General features: G+C 72.1%; 17 protein-coding genes and 1 riboswitch. Of the genes, 14 read left to right on the plus strand and 3 right to left on the minus strand.

What is annotated here, in order from left to right:
• The first annotated feature begins 5 nt into the window (after positions 1–5).
• From ND450_RS40535 to ND450_RS40545, 3 genes are read left to right on the plus strand one after another with little or no spacing between them, the layout of a single operon-like run.
• Positions 6–785 carry a trypsin-like serine protease gene (locus ND450_RS40535; protein ID WP_253323332.1) on the plus strand — a complete coding sequence of 260 codons (780 nt, stop codon included), beginning with the start codon at positions 6–8 and terminating at the stop codon, positions 783–785.
• 22 nt (positions 786–807) lie between these two features.
• Positions 808–1,563: a serine protease gene (locus ND450_RS40540; protein ID WP_253323333.1), complete on the plus strand. Its 756-nt coding sequence runs from the start codon at positions 808–810 to the stop codon at positions 1,561–1,563.
• A gap of 11 nt (positions 1,564–1,574) precedes the next feature.
• On the plus strand, positions 1,575–2,483 hold the full coding sequence (locus ND450_RS40545) for a hypothetical protein (protein WP_253323334.1): 909 nt from the start codon (positions 1,575–1,577) through the stop codon (positions 2,481–2,483).
• Here ND450_RS40545 and ND450_RS40550 read toward each other — a convergent pair whose 3' ends face one another.
• A complete protein-coding gene (locus ND450_RS40550; RefSeq protein WP_253323335.1) occupies positions 2,484–3,092 on the minus strand; it encodes a LysE family translocator in 609 nt (202 codons plus the stop codon). It lies immediately after the preceding gene.
• A gap of 148 nt (positions 3,093–3,240) precedes the next feature.
• Here ND450_RS40550 and ND450_RS40555 point away from each other — a divergent pair, with 148 nt between their 5' ends.
• Together ND450_RS40555 and ND450_RS40560 are read left to right on the plus strand one after the other, a co-directional pair.
• Positions 3,241–3,975 carry a serine protease gene (locus tag ND450_RS40555; protein ID WP_253323336.1) on the plus strand — a complete coding sequence of 245 codons (735 nt, stop codon included), beginning with the start codon at positions 3,241–3,243 and terminating at the stop codon, positions 3,973–3,975.
• A gap of 13 nt (positions 3,976–3,988) precedes the next feature.
• Complete coding sequence (locus tag ND450_RS40560; protein WP_253323337.1) at positions 3,989–4,447, plus strand: GNAT family N-acetyltransferase; 459 nt, start codon at positions 3,989–3,991, stop codon at positions 4,445–4,447.
• Here the strand turns inward: ND450_RS40560 and ND450_RS40565 are convergent.
• Positions 4,401–5,594: an 8-amino-7-oxononanoate synthase gene (locus tag ND450_RS40565; RefSeq protein ID WP_253323338.1), complete on the minus strand. Its 1,194-nt coding sequence runs from the start codon at positions 5,592–5,594 to the stop codon at positions 4,401–4,403. The two genes, ND450_RS40560 and ND450_RS40565, sit on opposite strands and share 47 nt — an antisense overlap.
• Before the next feature lie 43 nt (positions 5,595–5,637).
• On the opposite strand from ND450_RS40565, the gene ND450_RS40570 reads away from it, so the two are divergent.
• Positions 5,638–6,699, plus strand: coding sequence for a cytochrome P450 (locus ND450_RS40570; RefSeq protein ID WP_253323339.1), 1,062 nt, complete (start codon positions 5,638–5,640; stop codon positions 6,697–6,699).
• Here ND450_RS40570 and ND450_RS40575 read toward each other — a convergent pair.
• On the minus strand, positions 6,683–7,186 hold the full coding sequence (locus tag ND450_RS40575; protein WP_253323340.1) for a hypothetical protein: 504 nt from the start codon (positions 7,184–7,186) through the stop codon (positions 6,683–6,685). The genes ND450_RS40570 and ND450_RS40575 overlap by 17 nt on opposite strands.
• Positions 7,187–7,195: 9 nt before the next feature.
• Here ND450_RS40575 and ND450_RS40580 point away from each other — a divergent pair, with 9 nt between their 5' ends.
• The 8 genes from ND450_RS40580 to ND450_RS40615 all read left to right on the plus strand — a co-directional run bounded on the left by ND450_RS40580 (position 7,196) and on the right by ND450_RS40615 (position 15,712).
• Positions 7,196–7,435 (plus strand): hypothetical protein, encoded by a 240-nt coding sequence (locus ND450_RS40580; RefSeq protein WP_253323341.1) that lies wholly within the window; start codon positions 7,196–7,198, stop codon positions 7,433–7,435.
• A gap of 7 nt (positions 7,436–7,442) precedes the next feature.
• Complete coding sequence (locus ND450_RS40585) at positions 7,443–8,405, plus strand: low specificity L-threonine aldolase (RefSeq protein ID WP_253323342.1); 963 nt, start codon at positions 7,443–7,445, stop codon at positions 8,403–8,405.
• A gap of 28 nt (positions 8,406–8,433) precedes the next feature.
• A riboswitch (cobalamin riboswitch) is annotated at positions 8,434–8,565 on the plus strand.
• A gap of 34 nt (positions 8,566–8,599) precedes the next feature.
• Positions 8,600–10,504: a putative cobaltochelatase gene (locus tag ND450_RS40590; protein WP_253323343.1), complete on the plus strand. Its 1,905-nt coding sequence runs from the start codon at positions 8,600–8,602 to the stop codon at positions 10,502–10,504.
• Positions 10,505–10,514: 10 nt separating this feature from the next.
• Positions 10,515–11,129, plus strand: coding sequence for a cob(I)yrinic acid a,c-diamide adenosyltransferase (cobO, locus tag ND450_RS40595; protein ID WP_253323344.1), 615 nt, complete (start codon positions 10,515–10,517; stop codon positions 11,127–11,129).
• Entirely contained in the window at positions 11,123–12,502 is a 1,380-nt protein-coding gene (locus tag ND450_RS40600) for a cobyrinate a,c-diamide synthase (RefSeq protein ID WP_253323345.1), read from the plus strand. The genes cobO and ND450_RS40600 overlap by 7 nt, the downstream gene beginning before the upstream one ends.
• A 30-nt stretch (positions 12,503–12,532) precedes the next feature.
• Complete coding sequence (locus ND450_RS40605; RefSeq protein ID WP_253323346.1) at positions 12,533–13,591, plus strand: cobalt-precorrin-4/precorrin-4 C(11)-methyltransferase; 1,059 nt, start codon at positions 12,533–12,535, stop codon at positions 13,589–13,591.
• Positions 13,591–14,412: a hypothetical protein gene (locus ND450_RS40610; RefSeq protein ID WP_253323347.1), complete on the plus strand. Its 822-nt coding sequence runs from the start codon at positions 13,591–13,593 to the stop codon at positions 14,410–14,412. Before ND450_RS40605 ends, ND450_RS40610 begins: the two co-directional genes overlap by 1 nt.
• Before the next feature lie 43 nt (positions 14,413–14,455).
• Positions 14,456–15,712, plus strand: a complete 1,257-nt coding sequence (locus ND450_RS40615; protein ID WP_253323348.1) for a cobalamin biosynthesis protein — start codon at positions 14,456–14,458, stop codon at positions 15,710–15,712.
• Positions 15,713–15,755: the final 43 nt, after the last annotated feature.

The raw sequence follows: 15,755 nt of genomic DNA on the forward strand, positions 1-15,755 counted from the left end.
GAGTCATGAGACGACTCCTGGTGTTGGTTCTCTCCGCTCTGCTGGTGTCCTCCACGGGCGTCGCCGCCGCCGACGAGCAGGTCGTCGGCGGCGAGCGCGCCTCCATCGAAGCCAATCCGTGGGTCGTCTACCTCCTCGACGACCGCGGCACCCAGTTCTGCGGCGGCACGCTCGTCGCACCCCAGAAGGTGCTGACCGCGGCCCACTGCGCGACCGGCCGCGCGGCCAGGGACGTGCAGGTCGTCGCCGGCCGCGAGGACAAGCAGGACCGCCAGGCCGGGGTGGTGGCCGCGGTCACCGACATCTGGATCCACCGGCAGTACGTCTCGGCGGACCAGGGCGAGGACGTCGCGGTGCTGACGCTGCGCAAGGCGCTGTCGTACACGCCGCTGCCGTTCGCCGAGCCGGCCGACCAGGCGCTCTACGAGCCCGGTACGGAACTGCGCGCGCTCGGTTGGGGCCGGACCTCCGAGAACGGCAGGACGTCCCGCTACCTCATGCAGGCCACCGTGCCCGTGCTGCCCGACGACTACTGCGTCGACACCTACCCGCACTTCCTGAAGGCGGACATGTTCTGCGCGGGCTACGACGCGGGCAAGGTCGACACCTGCCAGGGCGACTCGGGCGGCCCGGTCGTGGCCGGCGGCAAGCTCGTCGGCGTCACGTCGTGGGGCGAGGGCTGCGCGCGCCGGGGCAAGCCCGGCGTGTACGTCCGGATCTCCCGCTACGCCAAGGACCTTCACCCGGTCGTGGATGCTTCGCCGCCTGCGGTTGTCGAGCCGTAGCCATTCGCGTACCTGTGAGCCCATGCGACTGCTGACGGCGGTTCTGGCTCTCCTCGTGATCACGGTGACCCCGGCTCACGCAGGGCCCAGGATCGTCGGCGGCGTCGTGGTGGACAGCGCCGGGGAGGCGCCGTGGGTGGTGGCGCTGACGACGTCGTCGGGTGCCCAGTTCTGCGGCGGCGCGCTCCTCGGCCCGGGGCAGGTGGTCACGGCGGCGCACTGCGTCCACGGCCGCGAGCCCGGCTCGATCACCGTCGTCGGTGGGCGGCTCGACCTGCGCACCGGCGACGGCTCCACGTCCGTCGCCACGTCGTACCAGCTGGTCGACGGCTACTCGACCCCCTCACGCGGCAAGGACGTCGCGCTGCTGGCGCTCGCCGAGCCGATGCCGTACCGGTCGTTGCCGGTGGCCGGGCCGAACGCGTACATGCCCGGCACCGTGGGCGTCGTGTACGGCTGGGGACGGCAGGCGGAGGGCGACGCGGACAAGAGTCCGCAGTTGCACAAGGCGCACGTCCCGATCTGGGCGGACGGGCAGTGCGCCGCGACCTACGCGCGCTACGACGCCGAGGCCATGTTCTGCGCGGGATATCCCGACGGCGGCATCGACGCGTGCGTCGACGACTCAGGCGGACCGTTCGTGGTCGACGGCCGGTTGGTGGGCATCGTGTCGTGGGGCATCGGCTGTGCACGTCCGAACGCGCCCGGCGTCTACACGCGCGTGGCGACCTATCTGAGCGGTGTGCAACCTGCGATGGGATCGGCCGTGGTTCCGTAGCCTGCAGGGGCATGAGTGGAAGATCATCGGGTGTTGTCGCCGCCGTCCTGGCCGCGTTCGCCCTGGGGGCCATGACCACCGTTCCCGCGAGCGCCGAGCCCGCCGGGAACCCGATCGTCGAGCTCAAGAGCGTCGCCCGCGACCAGTGCATGACGCGCGGCACGGTGGATCCGTTCGAGATCGAGCTGGCCGACTGCACCGGCGCGGCGCCTCAGCGCTGGGAGAAGGTCGGTCTGCCGAACGGGCAGTTCTTCCTGCGCAACGTCGCCGACCGGTGGTGTGCGGCCGGGGAGTGGCTCGTCACGAAGGTCTGCGACGAGGCGGACCGGCTGCAGCGCTGGGAGCTCGTCACGGACGGGTCCGGTGCGACGAAGCTGAAGCTGGACACCGTGGGGTACACCTACGTCGACACGTCCTGGTACGGCGAGTACTTCTTCAAGCTCATCACGCAGGAGCCGCAGGACGGCGACCACCAGCGGTGGGTCGTGACCGAGGTCGGCCGGACCACGCCGCTGCCGGACACCACCGGGGCGTCGATCACCCTGGAGAACTCCCGGTGGTGGGCGGTCGAGAAGACCGACAACTGCGCCGTCGGCGCAGGGATGGGCGTGTGCCCGGGATCGCCGTTCCAGCGGGTCGAACTGGGCGGTGGGCTCGTCCAGCTCAGGGCGGGCGAGCACTGCCTGCGCCCGAAGCCGGGAACGACGGCGGTGGAGTTCGTCGACCTGGCGGGGGACTGCGCGGCAGCCGACCCCGGACAGCAGTGGCAGGTGGAGGGGCCCGACGTGTTCGGTGGTCACCTGCTCCGCAACGTGGCCACGGGCAAGTACCTCACGCCCGGCACCTCCCTGTGCCTGTACGAGAAGGGCGCCTTCTCCGGCGGTCACCAGTTGCAGAGGTGGTACCTCCACCGGGTGTGATCAGAGGACCAGCCCGACCGACATGGTGAGGAAGACGGCCGCGCACACCGCGTCCAGCGCGGTCGTCACACCGGGTCGCTTGAGCTTCCCGGCCACCCGCGACGCCGCCAGCACGATCATCAGCTCCCACACCGCCGCCAGCCCGAGGAACACGACGGCGAGCATCGCGAGCTGCGGTGCCGGTTCACCCGATCCGATGAACTGCGGCAGGAACGCCAGCGAGAACAGGATCATCTTCGGGTTCGTGATGTTGGTCAGGAAGCCCTGCCGGAACGGGCGCGCGCTCATGACCTCCTCCGGCTCGCCGCCGGAGCGCCTGATCAGCCCTCGCGTGATGGAAATCGCCAGGTAGAGCAGGTAGGCGGCGCCGATCCAGCGCAGGGCCGTGAGCACCATCGGATACCGCGCCAGCACCACTCCGAGGCCCGAGATCACCAGTGCGACCTGGAGTGCCGCGGCCGAGTGGATGCCCCCGAGCGCGAGCAGTCCGGCGCGGGTGCCCGACCGCAGTGACGTGCGCAGGAGCAGGAACGCGTCCACGCCGGGGGTCACGATGACGACCGCGCACGCGATGAGGAAGGCCGGAACCTGGCCGAAGTCGAACAACACCGTACATACCCCCGTGAGCTACACCACTGACCGCAAAATCTTCGGCCTTATGGGACGTTAACACAAGAATCTCCGGTTTTGACGCCACCCTAGCGCGATCGCTACCGTTGGTGACCGATCGTCCACCTGGCGCAACGAGGAGTGGTCCGTGAGGGGTAAGCGGTGTGCCGTGCTGATCGCTGTGATCGCGCTGGTCAGCGGTACTTCCACCGCCGATGCGATCGTTGGGGGGACACCCGCGCGGGTGGCGGACACCCCGTGGGTTGTGGCGATCACCACCACGGACGGTCAGCTGGTCTGCGGTGGCGCGCTCGTGGCGGCGGACAAGGTCATGACGGCCGCGCACTGCGTGACGCTGAAGGGCGTGCTCGGCAAGAACCAGCGCCCCGCCGAGCAACTGCGCGTGGTCGCGGGTCGCACGGACCTGCGCGACAAGGCGGAGGGCATCGAGGCCGCGGTCTCGGGCGTGTGGCGGCACCCCGAGTACGTCGAGGTCACCAAGGGCGACGACGTGGCGGTGCTCACGCTCGCGCGTCCGGTGCCGTACCGGACGATCGAACTTGGTGAGCCCGGCGCCGACGGCGTGGTGCTCGGGTGGGGCCGCACCGCCGAGAACGCCCCGCCGGCGATGACGCTGCGCAAGGTGACGGTGCCGATCCTGTCCGACCAGGAGTGCCTGCTCAAGGAGCCGGACTACCGGCCGGGCGCGATGCTGTGCGCCGGGCGGGGCGGCCGGGACGCCTGCACGGGCGACTCGGGCGGGCCGCTCGTGGTCCGCGGACGGCTCGCGGGCGTGGTGTCGTTCGGCCGCGGCTGCGCTCGGGCGGACGAGCCCGGTGTGTACACGCGACTCGCGAACTACCGGCAGACGCTGGGCTTCTGATATCCACGGTCACGTGCGAACCACACAGTTTCCCGCCACCCTGCGCCGCCAGTGGGGGCTCGACCTGAGCCCCGCCCAGCTCTACGCGATCCTGCGGCTGCGGCAGGACGTCTTCGTCGTCGAGCAGAACTGCATCTACGCCGACGTGGACGGCCGCGACCTGGAACAGGGCACCCGGCACTTCTGGCTGGAGGCCGAGGGATCACACGATCCGCTCGCGTACCTGCGGTTGCTCGAGGACCCGGACGGCACGTTCCGCATCGGCCGCGTCGTCACCGCGCGCATGGCCCGCGGTCGCGGGTACAGCCGCCGGCTCATGCAGGCCGCACTCGTGGACATCGGCAGCGCGCCGTCGGTGCTCGACGCGCAGACGTACGTCGCCGACTTCTACGCCTCGTTCGGGTTCGTGCCCGAGGGCGACGAGTTCATCGAGGACGGGATCCCACACCTGCGGATGCGGCGCTCTCCCTGATCACGCGCACCGCGCGCTCGATGTCGGCCTCGGTCAGATCGGCGCGCGCGGTGAGCCGCAGCCTGCTGATCCCGTCCGGTACCGACGGCGGCCGGAAGCAGCCGACGACCACACCGCTCGTGCGGCAGGCCTCGGCCCACCGGAACGCTTCCTCGGGACCCGGTGCCCGCACGCTCACGACGGCCGCGGTCGGCGTGCTGACCTGGAACCCGGCCTCCTTGAGGCGGTTGCTCAGGTCGTGCGCCACGGTCAGCGCCCGCTCGGGGCGGTCCGGCTCCTCGCGCAGGATCCTGATGGCCGCGAGGGCCGCCGCCGCGCTGCTCGGCGCGAGGCCCGTGTCGAAGATGAACGGCCGCGCGGTGTCGATCAGGTGCTTGATCACCCGGCTCGGGCCGAGGACGGCACCGCCCATGGCGCCCAGCGACTTGCTCAGCGTCAGCGTGGTGATCACGTCCGGCTGCTTGATGAGACCGGCCTCGGCCACCGCGCCGCGGCCGCCCGGCCCGACGACGCCGAGTCCGTGCGCGTCGTCGACCACCAGCGCGGAGCCGTTCGCCCGGCAGACCTCGTGCAGCTCGTTGAGCGGGGCTATGTCACCGTCCACGCTGAACACCGAGTCCGTGACGACGATCGCGCGCCGCTTGCCCCGCGTCTCCAGCGCGTGCTTCACCTTGCTCACGTCGCAGTGGTCCGCGACGACGACGTCGGCCTTCGACAGGCGCGTGCCGTCGATCAGCGACGCGTGGATGTGCTGGTCCGCGACGATCGCCGTGCCGGGACCCGTCAGCGCCGTGACCGCGCCCAGGTTCGCCATGTACCCGCTGCTGAACACCAGCGCCGACTGCGAGCCGCAGAAGTTCGCGAGCTCGAACTCCAGCTCGGCGTGCAGCTCCGTCGAGCCCGTGACCAGGCGCGATCCCGTGGATCCCGCGCCCCACTTCAGCGTGGCGGCGGCCGCGGCGCCCGCGACCCGCTTGTCCTTGGCGAGGCCCAGGTAGTCGTTGCTCGCGAGGTCGAGGTCCGTCGAGTCCGCCGTGCGCGGTCGCACGCGCCTGGTCAGACCGGCCTTGGCCCGCGCTTCAGAACGGACGTCGATCCAGTCGAACGTCGACTCACCGCCGCTGGAACTCGCCTCAGTTGTGCTCACGGTCACCGACCGAGTCTCCCATCCGCCCGCTAGCGTGCCGCTCGTGGACCTGTTCACCTTCACGCGCGCCGAACTCACCTCGCCGGTGCAGGTCGTCGGCGGTCGGTGGGTGGTCTCGGACCACGACGACGTGCGCGCCGTGCTGGCCGATCCGGTCACCTACCTGCCCGACAACGCGCTGACCGCCGTCACACCCGTCGCGCCCCCGGCGCTGCGGGCCCTGGTCCGCGCCCGGTTCTCACTGCCGCCGACGCTCGCGAACAACGGGTCGTCGTCGCACGCCGGCCTGCGGCGCCTGGTGGCGTCGTTCTTCACGCCGGCCCGAGTCTCCGCTGCGGAGCCTCGCATCCGCGCGCTCGTCGCGGAACGCCTGGGTGGCACGGATCTCGTGCGGGACCTGGCCTGGGACCTGCCGGCGATCGTGCTGATGGAGCTCCTCGGGCTGGAGAACGTCGACATCCCGACGCTGAAGCGGTGGAGCGCAGGCTCGCTCGAGTTATTCTGGGGCGACGTCACCCGCGAACGGCAGATGGAGCTGGTCGACGACGTCGGTGACTTCCACCAGTGGCTGGTCAAGCGCTACCACGCGCGCGACGGCGAGCTGTTCTGCGCGCTGGCCGACGCCGGTGTGTCCGCGGAGGACTCCGCCGGCCTCTGCTACTTCCTGCTGATCGCGGGCCAGGAGACGACGACGCAGCTGCTGTCCACGGCGTTGCGGCGCGCGTTGCAGGACCGCGCGTTGTGGGCCCGGCTGCCGGAGCCCGGCGTGGCCGAGTCGTTCGTCGAGGACGTGCTGCGGACCGAGACGCCCGTGGTGACGTGGCGGCGGCTGACCGCGCGTGAGGTCGTGCTCTCCGGTGTGCGCGTTCCTGCCGGTGCGGAGCTCGTGTTGTTGTTGAGCGGCAAGGAAACCGATCCGCGGCACCTGGCCTTCGGGTACGGCCGGCACTTCTGCCTCGGCGCCGGGCTGGCGCGGCTGGAGGCCGCCGTGACGGTGCGGACGGTGGCCACGCACGAGCCGTCGTTGCACCTGACGGGCCCTGATCCGGAATGGCTCCAGCTGCTGTCGTTCCGCGCGCCCCGGTCCGTCACGGTCGCGCGATGAGCTTGCCGCGCGTGGTGCGGGCTTCGAGCGCCCGGCGCGCCTCGGCGATCTCGTCGAACCGGTGGACGTCGCCCAGCACGGGTTCGAGGCCCGGCTCCAGCACCTCCTGAGGGGTCGTTCCACGGGGAAGGCCCATGACCGCGACGCCGTTGCGGAAGATGTCGCTCGCCGTGACGTCCAACGGCTCGCCACTGGTGTACCCGAACACGACCATCCTGCCGACACCGCCGGTCGCCGCCTCGACCAGCACCCGGTCACCGGGCGGGATCCGCGCCGCCTTGGCTGCCGCGACCGCCGTGGTGCCCTGCAGGAGCAGGGCGAGGGCCTGGTGGTCGCTCACGCCGTCGGGCACGTCGATCGGGTCCTCGAGGACGGCCTTCGTGGCGTAGGCAGTCGCGCGGCACGCCCATGAGAGTTCGTTGGAACGCGCCGACAACCGGGTGGCGATCCAGGCCGCCGCCACCCGGTTGATCAGCTCCCGCGGCATCCAGGTGTGATGTCCAGGGAGGACGTGGCCCTGGAGGGCGGTGTGGGCAAGGGCACGGTGTTCCGCCGCTTCGGGGACCGGGGGGAGTTCGCGAGCACGCTGTTCGACCACGTGCTGGCGTCGTTGCCGCTGGTCATCGCCGTCCTCCGGGGCGAGCACATCGAGTTCCTGCTGGCCCAGGGCATGACGGCGGACGAGATCCGCGCGGGGGTCATTTCGCTCGCGGAGACGCTCGCGGCTGAGGTTTGATGCGGGGGTGTTGAACCGTCAGCTGTCCGGAGTCCGCAAGAAGACGTTGCTGGAGGCGCTCGGCCCCGTGCCGGACGTCGACCCCGACCGCTACGGCGACGGCGGCCCGGTGGGCACGCTGGAGACGCGGGTCGCGCACCTGCTCGGCACCGAGGCGGCGTTGTTCGTGCCGACCGGCACCATGGCGCAGCAGATCGCCCTGAAGTGCTGGGCCGACCGCACGCACAACCCGATCGTCGCGATGCACCCGCAGGCACACCCCCTGCACCACGAGGACGACGCGCTGACCGTGCTGTCCGGCCTGCGCCCGATCAAGGTGCGCACCTCGGACATCGGATCGTGCCCCGAACCGTACGGGACGCTGCTGCTGGAGGTGCCCGACCGCGAGGCCGGGTTCGTGCTGCCGTCCTGGGACGAGCTCGTGTCGTGGGTGGACCTCGCGCGGGAACGGGACGCGGTCGTGCACCTCGACGGCGCGCGGCTGTGGGAGAGCACGTACGGCCTCGGCAAGCCGCTGCCCGAGATCGCGGGCCTGTTCGACTCGGTCTACGTGTCGTTCTACAAGTCGCTGGAGGGCATCTCCGGCGCGGCCCTGGCCGGCACCCAGGACTTCGTCGACCAGGCACGGGTGTGGCGGCACCGCTACGGCGGCATGCTGTTCCAGCAGTGGCCGGCGGCGCTGTCCGCGCTGCACGGCCTCGACACCGTGCTGCCCAGGCTCGGCACGTACGTCGAGCACGCCAAGGTCGTGGCCGCCGCCATGGACCTGCCCGAACCGCACACCCACCAGTTCGCGCTGCACCTGCCGGGCGACCCGGCGCGGCTCAAGGAGCTGAGCGGGGAGTTCCTCGGCGGGTTCTGGCAGGACGGGCAGCTCGCCAAGACCGAGGTGACCGTGGCCGGGCCCGCGCTGGAGTGGACGGCGGACGAGGTGCGCGCGGCGTGGGCCGAGTTCCGGGGGCTGATCTAGCGACGTCGCTCACCTGGCTGTTGGACCCGGTGGTCGGAAATGCGACGATGCCGGGGCTGTGAGGGGAGTGCGAGGAAGCCGGTGTGACTCCGGCGCCGTCCCGCGACTGTGACCGGCCCGTGCCGGGAGTCAGGAACTCGTCCCCCTCTTCCACCTGGCCGCGGGCGTGGACACCCGAGGAAGGACTTCGCTGCATGTACCCCTTTTCGGCTGTCGTCGGACACGACGACCTCCGGCTCGCCCTGCTGTTGAACGCGGTGCACCCCGGCATCGGCGGTGTGCTCGTCCGCGGCGAGAAGGGGACCGCGAAGTCGACCATCGTGCGCGCCCTCGCCGCGCTGCTGCCCGAGCTCGAGGTCTCCCAGCACTGCCGTTTCGGCTGCGTGCCGGGCACGACCGACTGCCCCGACGCGCCGCACGAGGGTGTCGAACGGCGGCCCGCCCGGCTCGTGGAGCTGCCCGTCGGCGCCACCGAGGACCGGCTCGTCGGGTCGCTCGACCTGGAGAAGGCGCTGACCGAGGGCAGGCGGGCGTTCCAGCCCGGGTTGCTCGCCTCGGCGCACCGGGGCGTGCTCTACGTCGACGAGGTCAACCTGCTGCACGACCACCTGGTCGACCTGCTGCTCGACGCCGCCGCGATGGGACGAGCGCACGTCGAGCGCGAGGGCGTCTCGGTGTCGCACCCGTCGCAGTTCCTGCTGGTCGGCACCATGAACCCGGAGGAGGGCGAGCTGCGGCCGCAGCTGCTCGACCGGTTCGGGCTGACCGTGGCGGTGAAGGCGGCGCGGGACGTGGCCGTGCGCACCGAGGTCATCCGCCGCCGGCTCGCCTACGAGGCGGACCCCGTGGCGTTCGCCGCCCGGTGGGCCGACGAGGACGCGCACCTCAAGCAGCAGATCACCGACGCGCGCGCCCGGCTCGCCGGAGTGTCCCTCCCGGACGGTGAGCTGCGCCGGATCGCCGCCGTCTGCGCGGCTTTCGAGGTCGACGGCATGCGCGCGGACCTCGTCGTCGCCCGCGCCGCCACCGCCAACGCCGCCTGGCGCGGAGCCGCCGAGGTCGAGGAGGTCGATGTCGAGACGGCCGTCCGGCTCGCCCTGCCGCACCGGCGCCGCCGCGACCCGTTCGACGAGCCCGGCATCGAGGAGCAGCAGCTCGAGGACGCGATGAAGCAGGCCGCCGAGCACGCCTCCGAACCCGACGAGGGCCCCGACGACGACGGTCCCGGTGGCGGCGAGCTGCCCGAACCGCAGGACGGCCCGAGGGGCGGCGGCAACGCGCCCCAGGACCGTCCTGCGCCGGAACCCGCACCCGCGTTCAAGGCGCGGCTGCTGGAGGTGCCCGGAGTCGGCGAAGGCGCGCCGGGCAAGCGTTCCCGCGCCCGTGCGCGCACCGGACGGGTGGTTCGTTCATCCACAGTGGACGGCAGCGGGCTGCACCTCGTCGACACGCTCACGAACGCCGCACCGCACCAGGCCGCGCGCGGCCGCAGCGGCCCCGGCCTGCTGCTCACCGCCGCCGACCTGCGCAAGGCCGTGCGGGAGGGCAAGGAGTCGAACCTCGTCCTGTTCGTCGTCGACGCCTCCGGCTCGATGGCCGCGCAGAAGCGGATGTCGGCCGTCAGCGGCGCCGTGATCTCGTTGCTGCGCGACGCCTACCAGCGCCGGGACAAGGTCGGCGTGGTGACGTTCCGCGGCCAGAGCGCCGAGGTCGCCCTGCCTCCCACGACTTCGGTCGACGCGGCGGCCACGCGGTTGAAGAAGATGCGCACCGGCGGCCGCACGCCGTTGGCGGACGGTCTGCTGAAGGCCCACCGCGTCCTGGAGATCGAGCGGTTGCGCGACCCGCGCAAGCGGCCGTTGGTGGTGCTGCTGACCGACGGGCGCGCCACGTCGTCTGGCCTGGGCGGCGACCCGACCAAGGACGCGCTGAAGGCCGCGGGCCTGCTGGAGCAGACCGCCGTCGTGGTCGTCGACTGCGAACAGGGCCACGTCCGCCTCGGTCTCGCGCAGAAGGTCGCCGAGGCGTTGCAGGGCACCTGCGTCCGGCTCGACCAGCTGTCCGCCGACCACCTCGCCGGCGTCGTCCGGGCTGCGTAAGGAGACCGCGATGCCCCAAGGACAACCAACCGAGGTCCCGAAGGACGGCCTGACCACCCGCCAGCGCCGCAACCGTCCGTTGCTGATGCTGCACACCGGCGAGATGAAGGGGAAGTCGACGTCGGCGTTCGGCCTGGCGCTGCGCGGCTGGAACCAGGGCTGGGACATCGGCGTGTTCCAGTTCGTGAAGTCCGCCAAGTGGAAGGTCGGCGAGGAGTCGGCGTTCAAGGCGCTCGGCCGCCTGCACGACGAGACCGGCGAGGGCGGCGCCGTCGAGTGGCACAAGATGGGCGAGGGCTGGTCCTGGACCCGCAAGCAGGGCACCGAGGACGACCACGCCTCGGCCGCGCGCGAGGGCTGGGCGGAGATCGCCCGCCGCATCGGCTCCGAACGCCACGGCCTCTACGTGCTGGACGAGTTCACGTACCCGCTGCACTGGGGCTGGATCGACGTGGACGAGGTGGTCGACGTGCTGGCGAACCGGCCCGGCCACCAGCACGTCGTGATCACCGGGCGGTACGCGCCGCAGAAGTTGGTCGACGCGGCCGACCTCGTGGTGGAGATGACCAAGGTCAAGCACCCGATGGACGCCGGGCAGAAGGGCCAGCGGGGGATCGAGTGGTGAACAGGCTGGTCGTCGCCGCCCCCGCCTCGGGCAGCGGCAAGACCACCGTCGCCACCGGCCTCATGGCGGCGCTGCGCCGCGCGGGCTCGCGGGTCGCGCCGTTCAAGGTCGGCCCCGACTACATCGACCCCGGCTACCACTCGCTCGCCACGGACCGCCCCGGCCGCAACCTCGACCCGGTCATGGTCGGCGAGCAGCGGATCCCGGGGCTGTTCGCGCACGGTTCCAAGGGCTGCGACATCGCCGTGGTCGAGGGCGTGATGGGGCTGTTCGACGGCCGCGTCGACACCGCGGGCATCGGGTCGACCGCGCACGTCGCCAAGCTGATCAACGCACCCGTGCTGTTCGTCGTGGACGCACGCGGGCAGAGCCGGTCGCTCGCCGCTCTGCTGCACGGCTTCCGCGGCTACGACCCCACGGTCCGGCTCGGCGGCGTGATCCTCAACCAGGTCGGGTCGGAACGGCACGAGCAGGTGCTGCGGTCGGCGTGCGACGAGGTCGGGCTCGACGTGCTCGGCGTGTTGCCGCGCGACCCGCAGTTCTCCCTGCCCTCACGGCACCTGGGGCTCGTGACGGCGGCCGAGCACGGGCCGGAGGCGGTGGCCGCGGTCGACGCGATCGCCGCCGCGGTGGCCGAGCACGTCGACCTCGACGCGGTGCGCCGGCTCGCGAGGTCGGTGCCGGACATGGCCGTCGCCGCGTGGGATCCGCAGGTGGAGGCCGTGCGCGACGAGCCCGTGATCGCTGTTGCCGGGGGAGCGGCGTTCACGTTCGGCTACGCCGAGCACGTCGAGGTGCTGAAGGCGGCGGGCGCGGCCGTGGCGGTCCTCGACCCGTTGCACGACGAAGCCCTCCCGGAGGGCACCGCGGGCCTGGTCCTGCCGGGCGGGTTCCCGGAGCAGCACGCGGAAGCCCTGTCGGACAACGCCGCGTTGCGCGAGGCGGTGGCCCGGTTCGCTCGATCGGGCGCGCCCGTGCACGCCGAGTGCGGAGGGTTGCTGTACCTCGCGAAGTCGCTCGACGGGCACCCGATGTGCGGCGTGCTCGACGCCGAGGGGTTCATGACCCCGAGGCTGACCCTGGGCTACCGGGACGCGGTGGCGTCCGCGAGCTCACCGCTGCACGCGCCCGGCAGCCGCGTGACCGGCCACGAGTTCCACCGGACGCAGCTGTCCACACCGCACTCGAACCCGCCCGCGTGGCACTGGCGGGGCGCCGACTCGCGGCCCGTCGCCGAGGGTTTCGCGGTGGGTGGCGTGCACGCGTCGTACCTCCACACGCACCCGGCCGGTGATCCGGAGTCCGTGGCCCGATTCGTGCGGGCCTGCCACCCGTTCGTGGCAGGAGTGGCAGACGGTACGGTCTTCGCCTAAGCCTCTCCCCGAACCCCCTGTGGAGCTGTCGTGACGACGACCGGTCGGGTCACCTTCGTCGGCGCCGGTCCCGGTGCCGCCGACCTCATCACTGTCCGAGGCGCACGCCGCATCGCGGAAGCCGACGTCGTCATCTGGGCTCCCAGCGCGGTGGACGCCGAGTGCATCCGCGAGCACGCCCGGGCCGACGCCGACCTGGTCGACTTCTCCCGCGTCACGCCCGAGGAGATCACCGACCTGTATCGCAAGGCGGCCGCGTCACGCCAGGTCGTCGTGCGCCTGCACGCGGGCGACGCCGCGACCGGCGGTGGGGTGCAGGAGCAGCACGACCTGTGCGTGCGCCTCGGTCTCGAGGTCGAGGTCGTGCCGGGCGTGTCCGTCGTCGCCGCCGCGGCCGCCCGGATCGGCCGCGAGCTCACGCAGACCGAGGCGTCGTCCGCGGTGCTGCTCTCGCCGGAAAGCAGCGAGCGCGTCAGCGAGTTCGCGCAGCTCCAGACCACGATGGCCGCCACGGTCTCGGGCGCGCGCACCGGCCAGTTCGTGGAGAAGCTGCTGCAGGGCGGGTACTCCGAGGCCACGCCGGTCGTCGTCGCGTACAAGGTGAGCCAGGCCGACGAGGTGCTCGTGCACACGACGGTCGGTGAGCTGGAAGCCGTGGTGAAGAAGCACAAGCTCTACCGCCCGACGCTGTTCCTCGTCGGTGCCGCGGTGAAGGCGCCCACGCGCCGTGTGTCGGCCTCGGCGACGACGTCGGTCGACGAGCCGTTGCGCTCCGCCCGTCCCTCGCGCTGGTCACGCCGTGCCGCCTCCCGCATCGCGACGCGCGTGGACGAGCCCGTTCCGGCGCGTCCGGACGAGCCCATCCCCGCCGCCGCACCGGTCCCCGACGCCCCCGTGGCCGAGCCGAACCCGGCGTGGACAGCGGTCGAGGAAATACAGCAGTCGGTGCGCAAGCCCGCCGAAGAGCAGGCGCCCAAGCCCAAGCTCACGGTGGTCGCCGCTGAGAAGCCGAAGCCGCCGACGGTCAACGCTTCGACGTCCGCGCCGCGCAAGAAGCCGGTCCGCAAGCCCAAGCGGTCCGCGAACTGATGTCGCTCGAGAGGCTGCGGGAGGCAGCGGGCCGTCCCGTCGAGGTCGTCGACGCCGCCGACGGCCTGCGCCCCGCGCTGAACGCGTGCCGCGCCGGTTCCGCCGTCGTCGTCAGGCTGGCCGAGGGCATCGGCCCGGCCGAGATCGGCGCGGGCCTCGCGGGCTGGCGCCGCACGCTGGTCGTGCAGGACGGCGACGAACTGACCACAGTGGACCCGCGTGACGCGGTGACCCGCCGCTGGACGGCGCCCGACGCCGTGTTGTGCCTGGCGGACAACGAGTTCCTCCGCTCCAGTGACGGCTGGGCGTTGCCGGACGACGCGTTCGCGAGCCGCACGCACGTGCTCGGCGCCGAGGTCCGCGCGTTCGTGCTGGCCCGGCTCGCCCCGCGTCCCGGCGTGCTGGTGTGGGACGTGCTGGCGGGGTCCGGCGCGGTCGCCGTCGAGTGCGCGCGGCTGGGTGCCGCGGTGATCGCGGTCGAGCCGGATCCGGTGCAGTGCGTGCGGATCATCGCGAACGCGTCCGCGCACGGCGTCGACGTCCGCGTCGAGGAGTCGGAGCTGGACGCGTCCTCGTTGCCGCGCCCGGACGCGGTCTTCGTCGGCCGCGGGAACCTGAGCGCCGTCAAGGCCTCTGCCGCGGTGTCGGCGAAGCGCGTCGTCGTCTCGACGGAGAGCGTGGACGAGATCGTGCCCGCGCGGGACGCGTTGCAGGCCGCCGGGTACGAGGTCGAGGGCGTGCACTGGACGGCCTCGCGCCTGCTGGACTCGGGTTTCGCGCCTGCTGTGCCCGTGACGTTGTTGTGGGGAACCAAGAAGTGATCGGTGAGTGGGCTGGTGGCGGCCCGTTGTGGGGAGCATCAGCGTGATCGGAGTCTTCGCCGGCCCCGCCCAGCGCGGTGACGCCGCCGACCTGGCCGGCCTCCTCGGCTCCGACGCCGTCGTCCCCGACGGTCCCGTCAAGCCCGCAGTCCGCAGTCTCTGGCCCCGCCTCGGCGCCGTAGTGCTGTTCCTCGACGCGTCCTCGGCGGTCCGCCTGATCGCGCCCCTGCTGGGGGACAGGCGATCCGACCCCGCCGTGGTCTGCGTGGACCAGCACTTCGTGGTGGCGCTGGCCGGGGACGCGGACGTGTTCGCGCGCCACGTCGCGGACGTGCTGAACCGCACGGCCGTCGTGACCAGCGGCCCGTCCATCGACTCGATGCTCGACGAGCTGGTCGAGCAGCTGGACGCCACCGCGGACGGCGACGTGGAGGCCTGCACCGCCGCCATCGAGGCGGGCGAGAAGGTCGTGCTGCGCAACCCGTTGAACTTCCCCCTGCCCGCGCTGCCGCCGAACGTCGTGCCGGGCGGCGAGGACGCGACGTGGGTGATCGTCGTCGACGACCGGGCCGCCGCGACGAAGGAGAACGTGCTGCGGATCGTGCCGCGCACGCTCGTCGTCGGTGTGGGCTCCACACGGGGTGCGTCGGCCACGAGCGTTGGTGCAGCACTGTCGGAACTGGACGCCCAGGGCGGCCTGGACCTGCGTGCCATCAAGGCTTTCGCGACGGCGGACGTCAAGGCGGACGAGCCCGGCATCGTGGACGCCGTGGAGGACTGGGGTTTCTGGCACGGCGACACGGCGGAGCTGCTGACGTTCCCGACGGAGGAGCTCGCCGAGATCGGCGTGCCGAACCCGAGCTCGGTGGTGCGCAACTCGCTGGGCACCGCGAGCGTCGCGGAGGCGGCCGCGCTGCGCGGCGCGCAGAGCCTCGGCCTCGGCGGCCGGATCGAGCTGGCGGCCGAGAAGTTCAAGCGGGACAACGTGACCGTGGCCGCGGCACGGGTGCTGCCCCGCGGCCGGCTCGCGCTCGTCGGGCTCGGTCCCGGCACGGCCGAGCAGCGCACACCGCGTGCGGAGTCGGAGATCCGGCGCGCCGCGTTCGTGGTGGGGACTCCCGAGGCGATCAACGCGGTCGGCCCGCTCCTGCGCGCGGGCACCGAGGTGCGCCACGAGGGCGCGAGCGAATTGGCCTCCGGTGGGGCCGCGGTCGCGTTCGTCGCTTTCGGAACCGGGCCAACGCTGGACATTCCGGTCGAAGCCGACGTAATTGTTGTTCCCGGAGTCTGGGAACACTGATGTTTTTCCTTCTTTCGTAGGGTTTCTGCCGAAGTCCTCCCGA

Source organism: Lentzea sp. HUAS12, from assembly GCF_024125735.1.
Lineage (GTDB): Bacteria > Actinomycetota > Actinomycetes > Mycobacteriales > Pseudonocardiaceae > Lentzea > Lentzea albida.

Coding starts and splice junctions, on each gene's coding strand:
- ND450_RS40590 (WP_253323343.1), top strand. CDS start 8,600: ATGTACCCCTTTTCGGCTGTCGTCGGACACGACGACCTCCGGCTCGCC.
- ND450_RS40580 (WP_253323341.1), top strand. CDS start 7,196: ATGTCCAGGGAGGACGTGGCCCTGGAGGGCGGTGTGGGCAAGGGCACG.
- ND450_RS40540 (WP_253323333.1), top strand. CDS start 808: ATGCGACTGCTGACGGCGGTTCTGGCTCTCCTCGTGATCACGGTGACC.
- ND450_RS40575 (WP_253323340.1), bottom strand. CDS start 7,186: ATGCCGCGGGAGCTGATCAACCGGGTGGCGGCGGCCTGGATCGCCACC.
- ND450_RS40610 (WP_253323347.1), top strand. CDS start 13,591: ATGTCGCTCGAGAGGCTGCGGGAGGCAGCGGGCCGTCCCGTCGAGGTC.
- cobO (WP_253323344.1), top strand. CDS start 10,515: ATGCCCCAAGGACAACCAACCGAGGTCCCGAAGGACGGCCTGACCACC.
- ND450_RS40545 (WP_253323334.1), top strand. CDS start 1,575: ATGAGTGGAAGATCATCGGGTGTTGTCGCCGCCGTCCTGGCCGCGTTC.
- ND450_RS40535 (WP_253323332.1), top strand. CDS start 6: ATGAGACGACTCCTGGTGTTGGTTCTCTCCGCTCTGCTGGTGTCCTCC.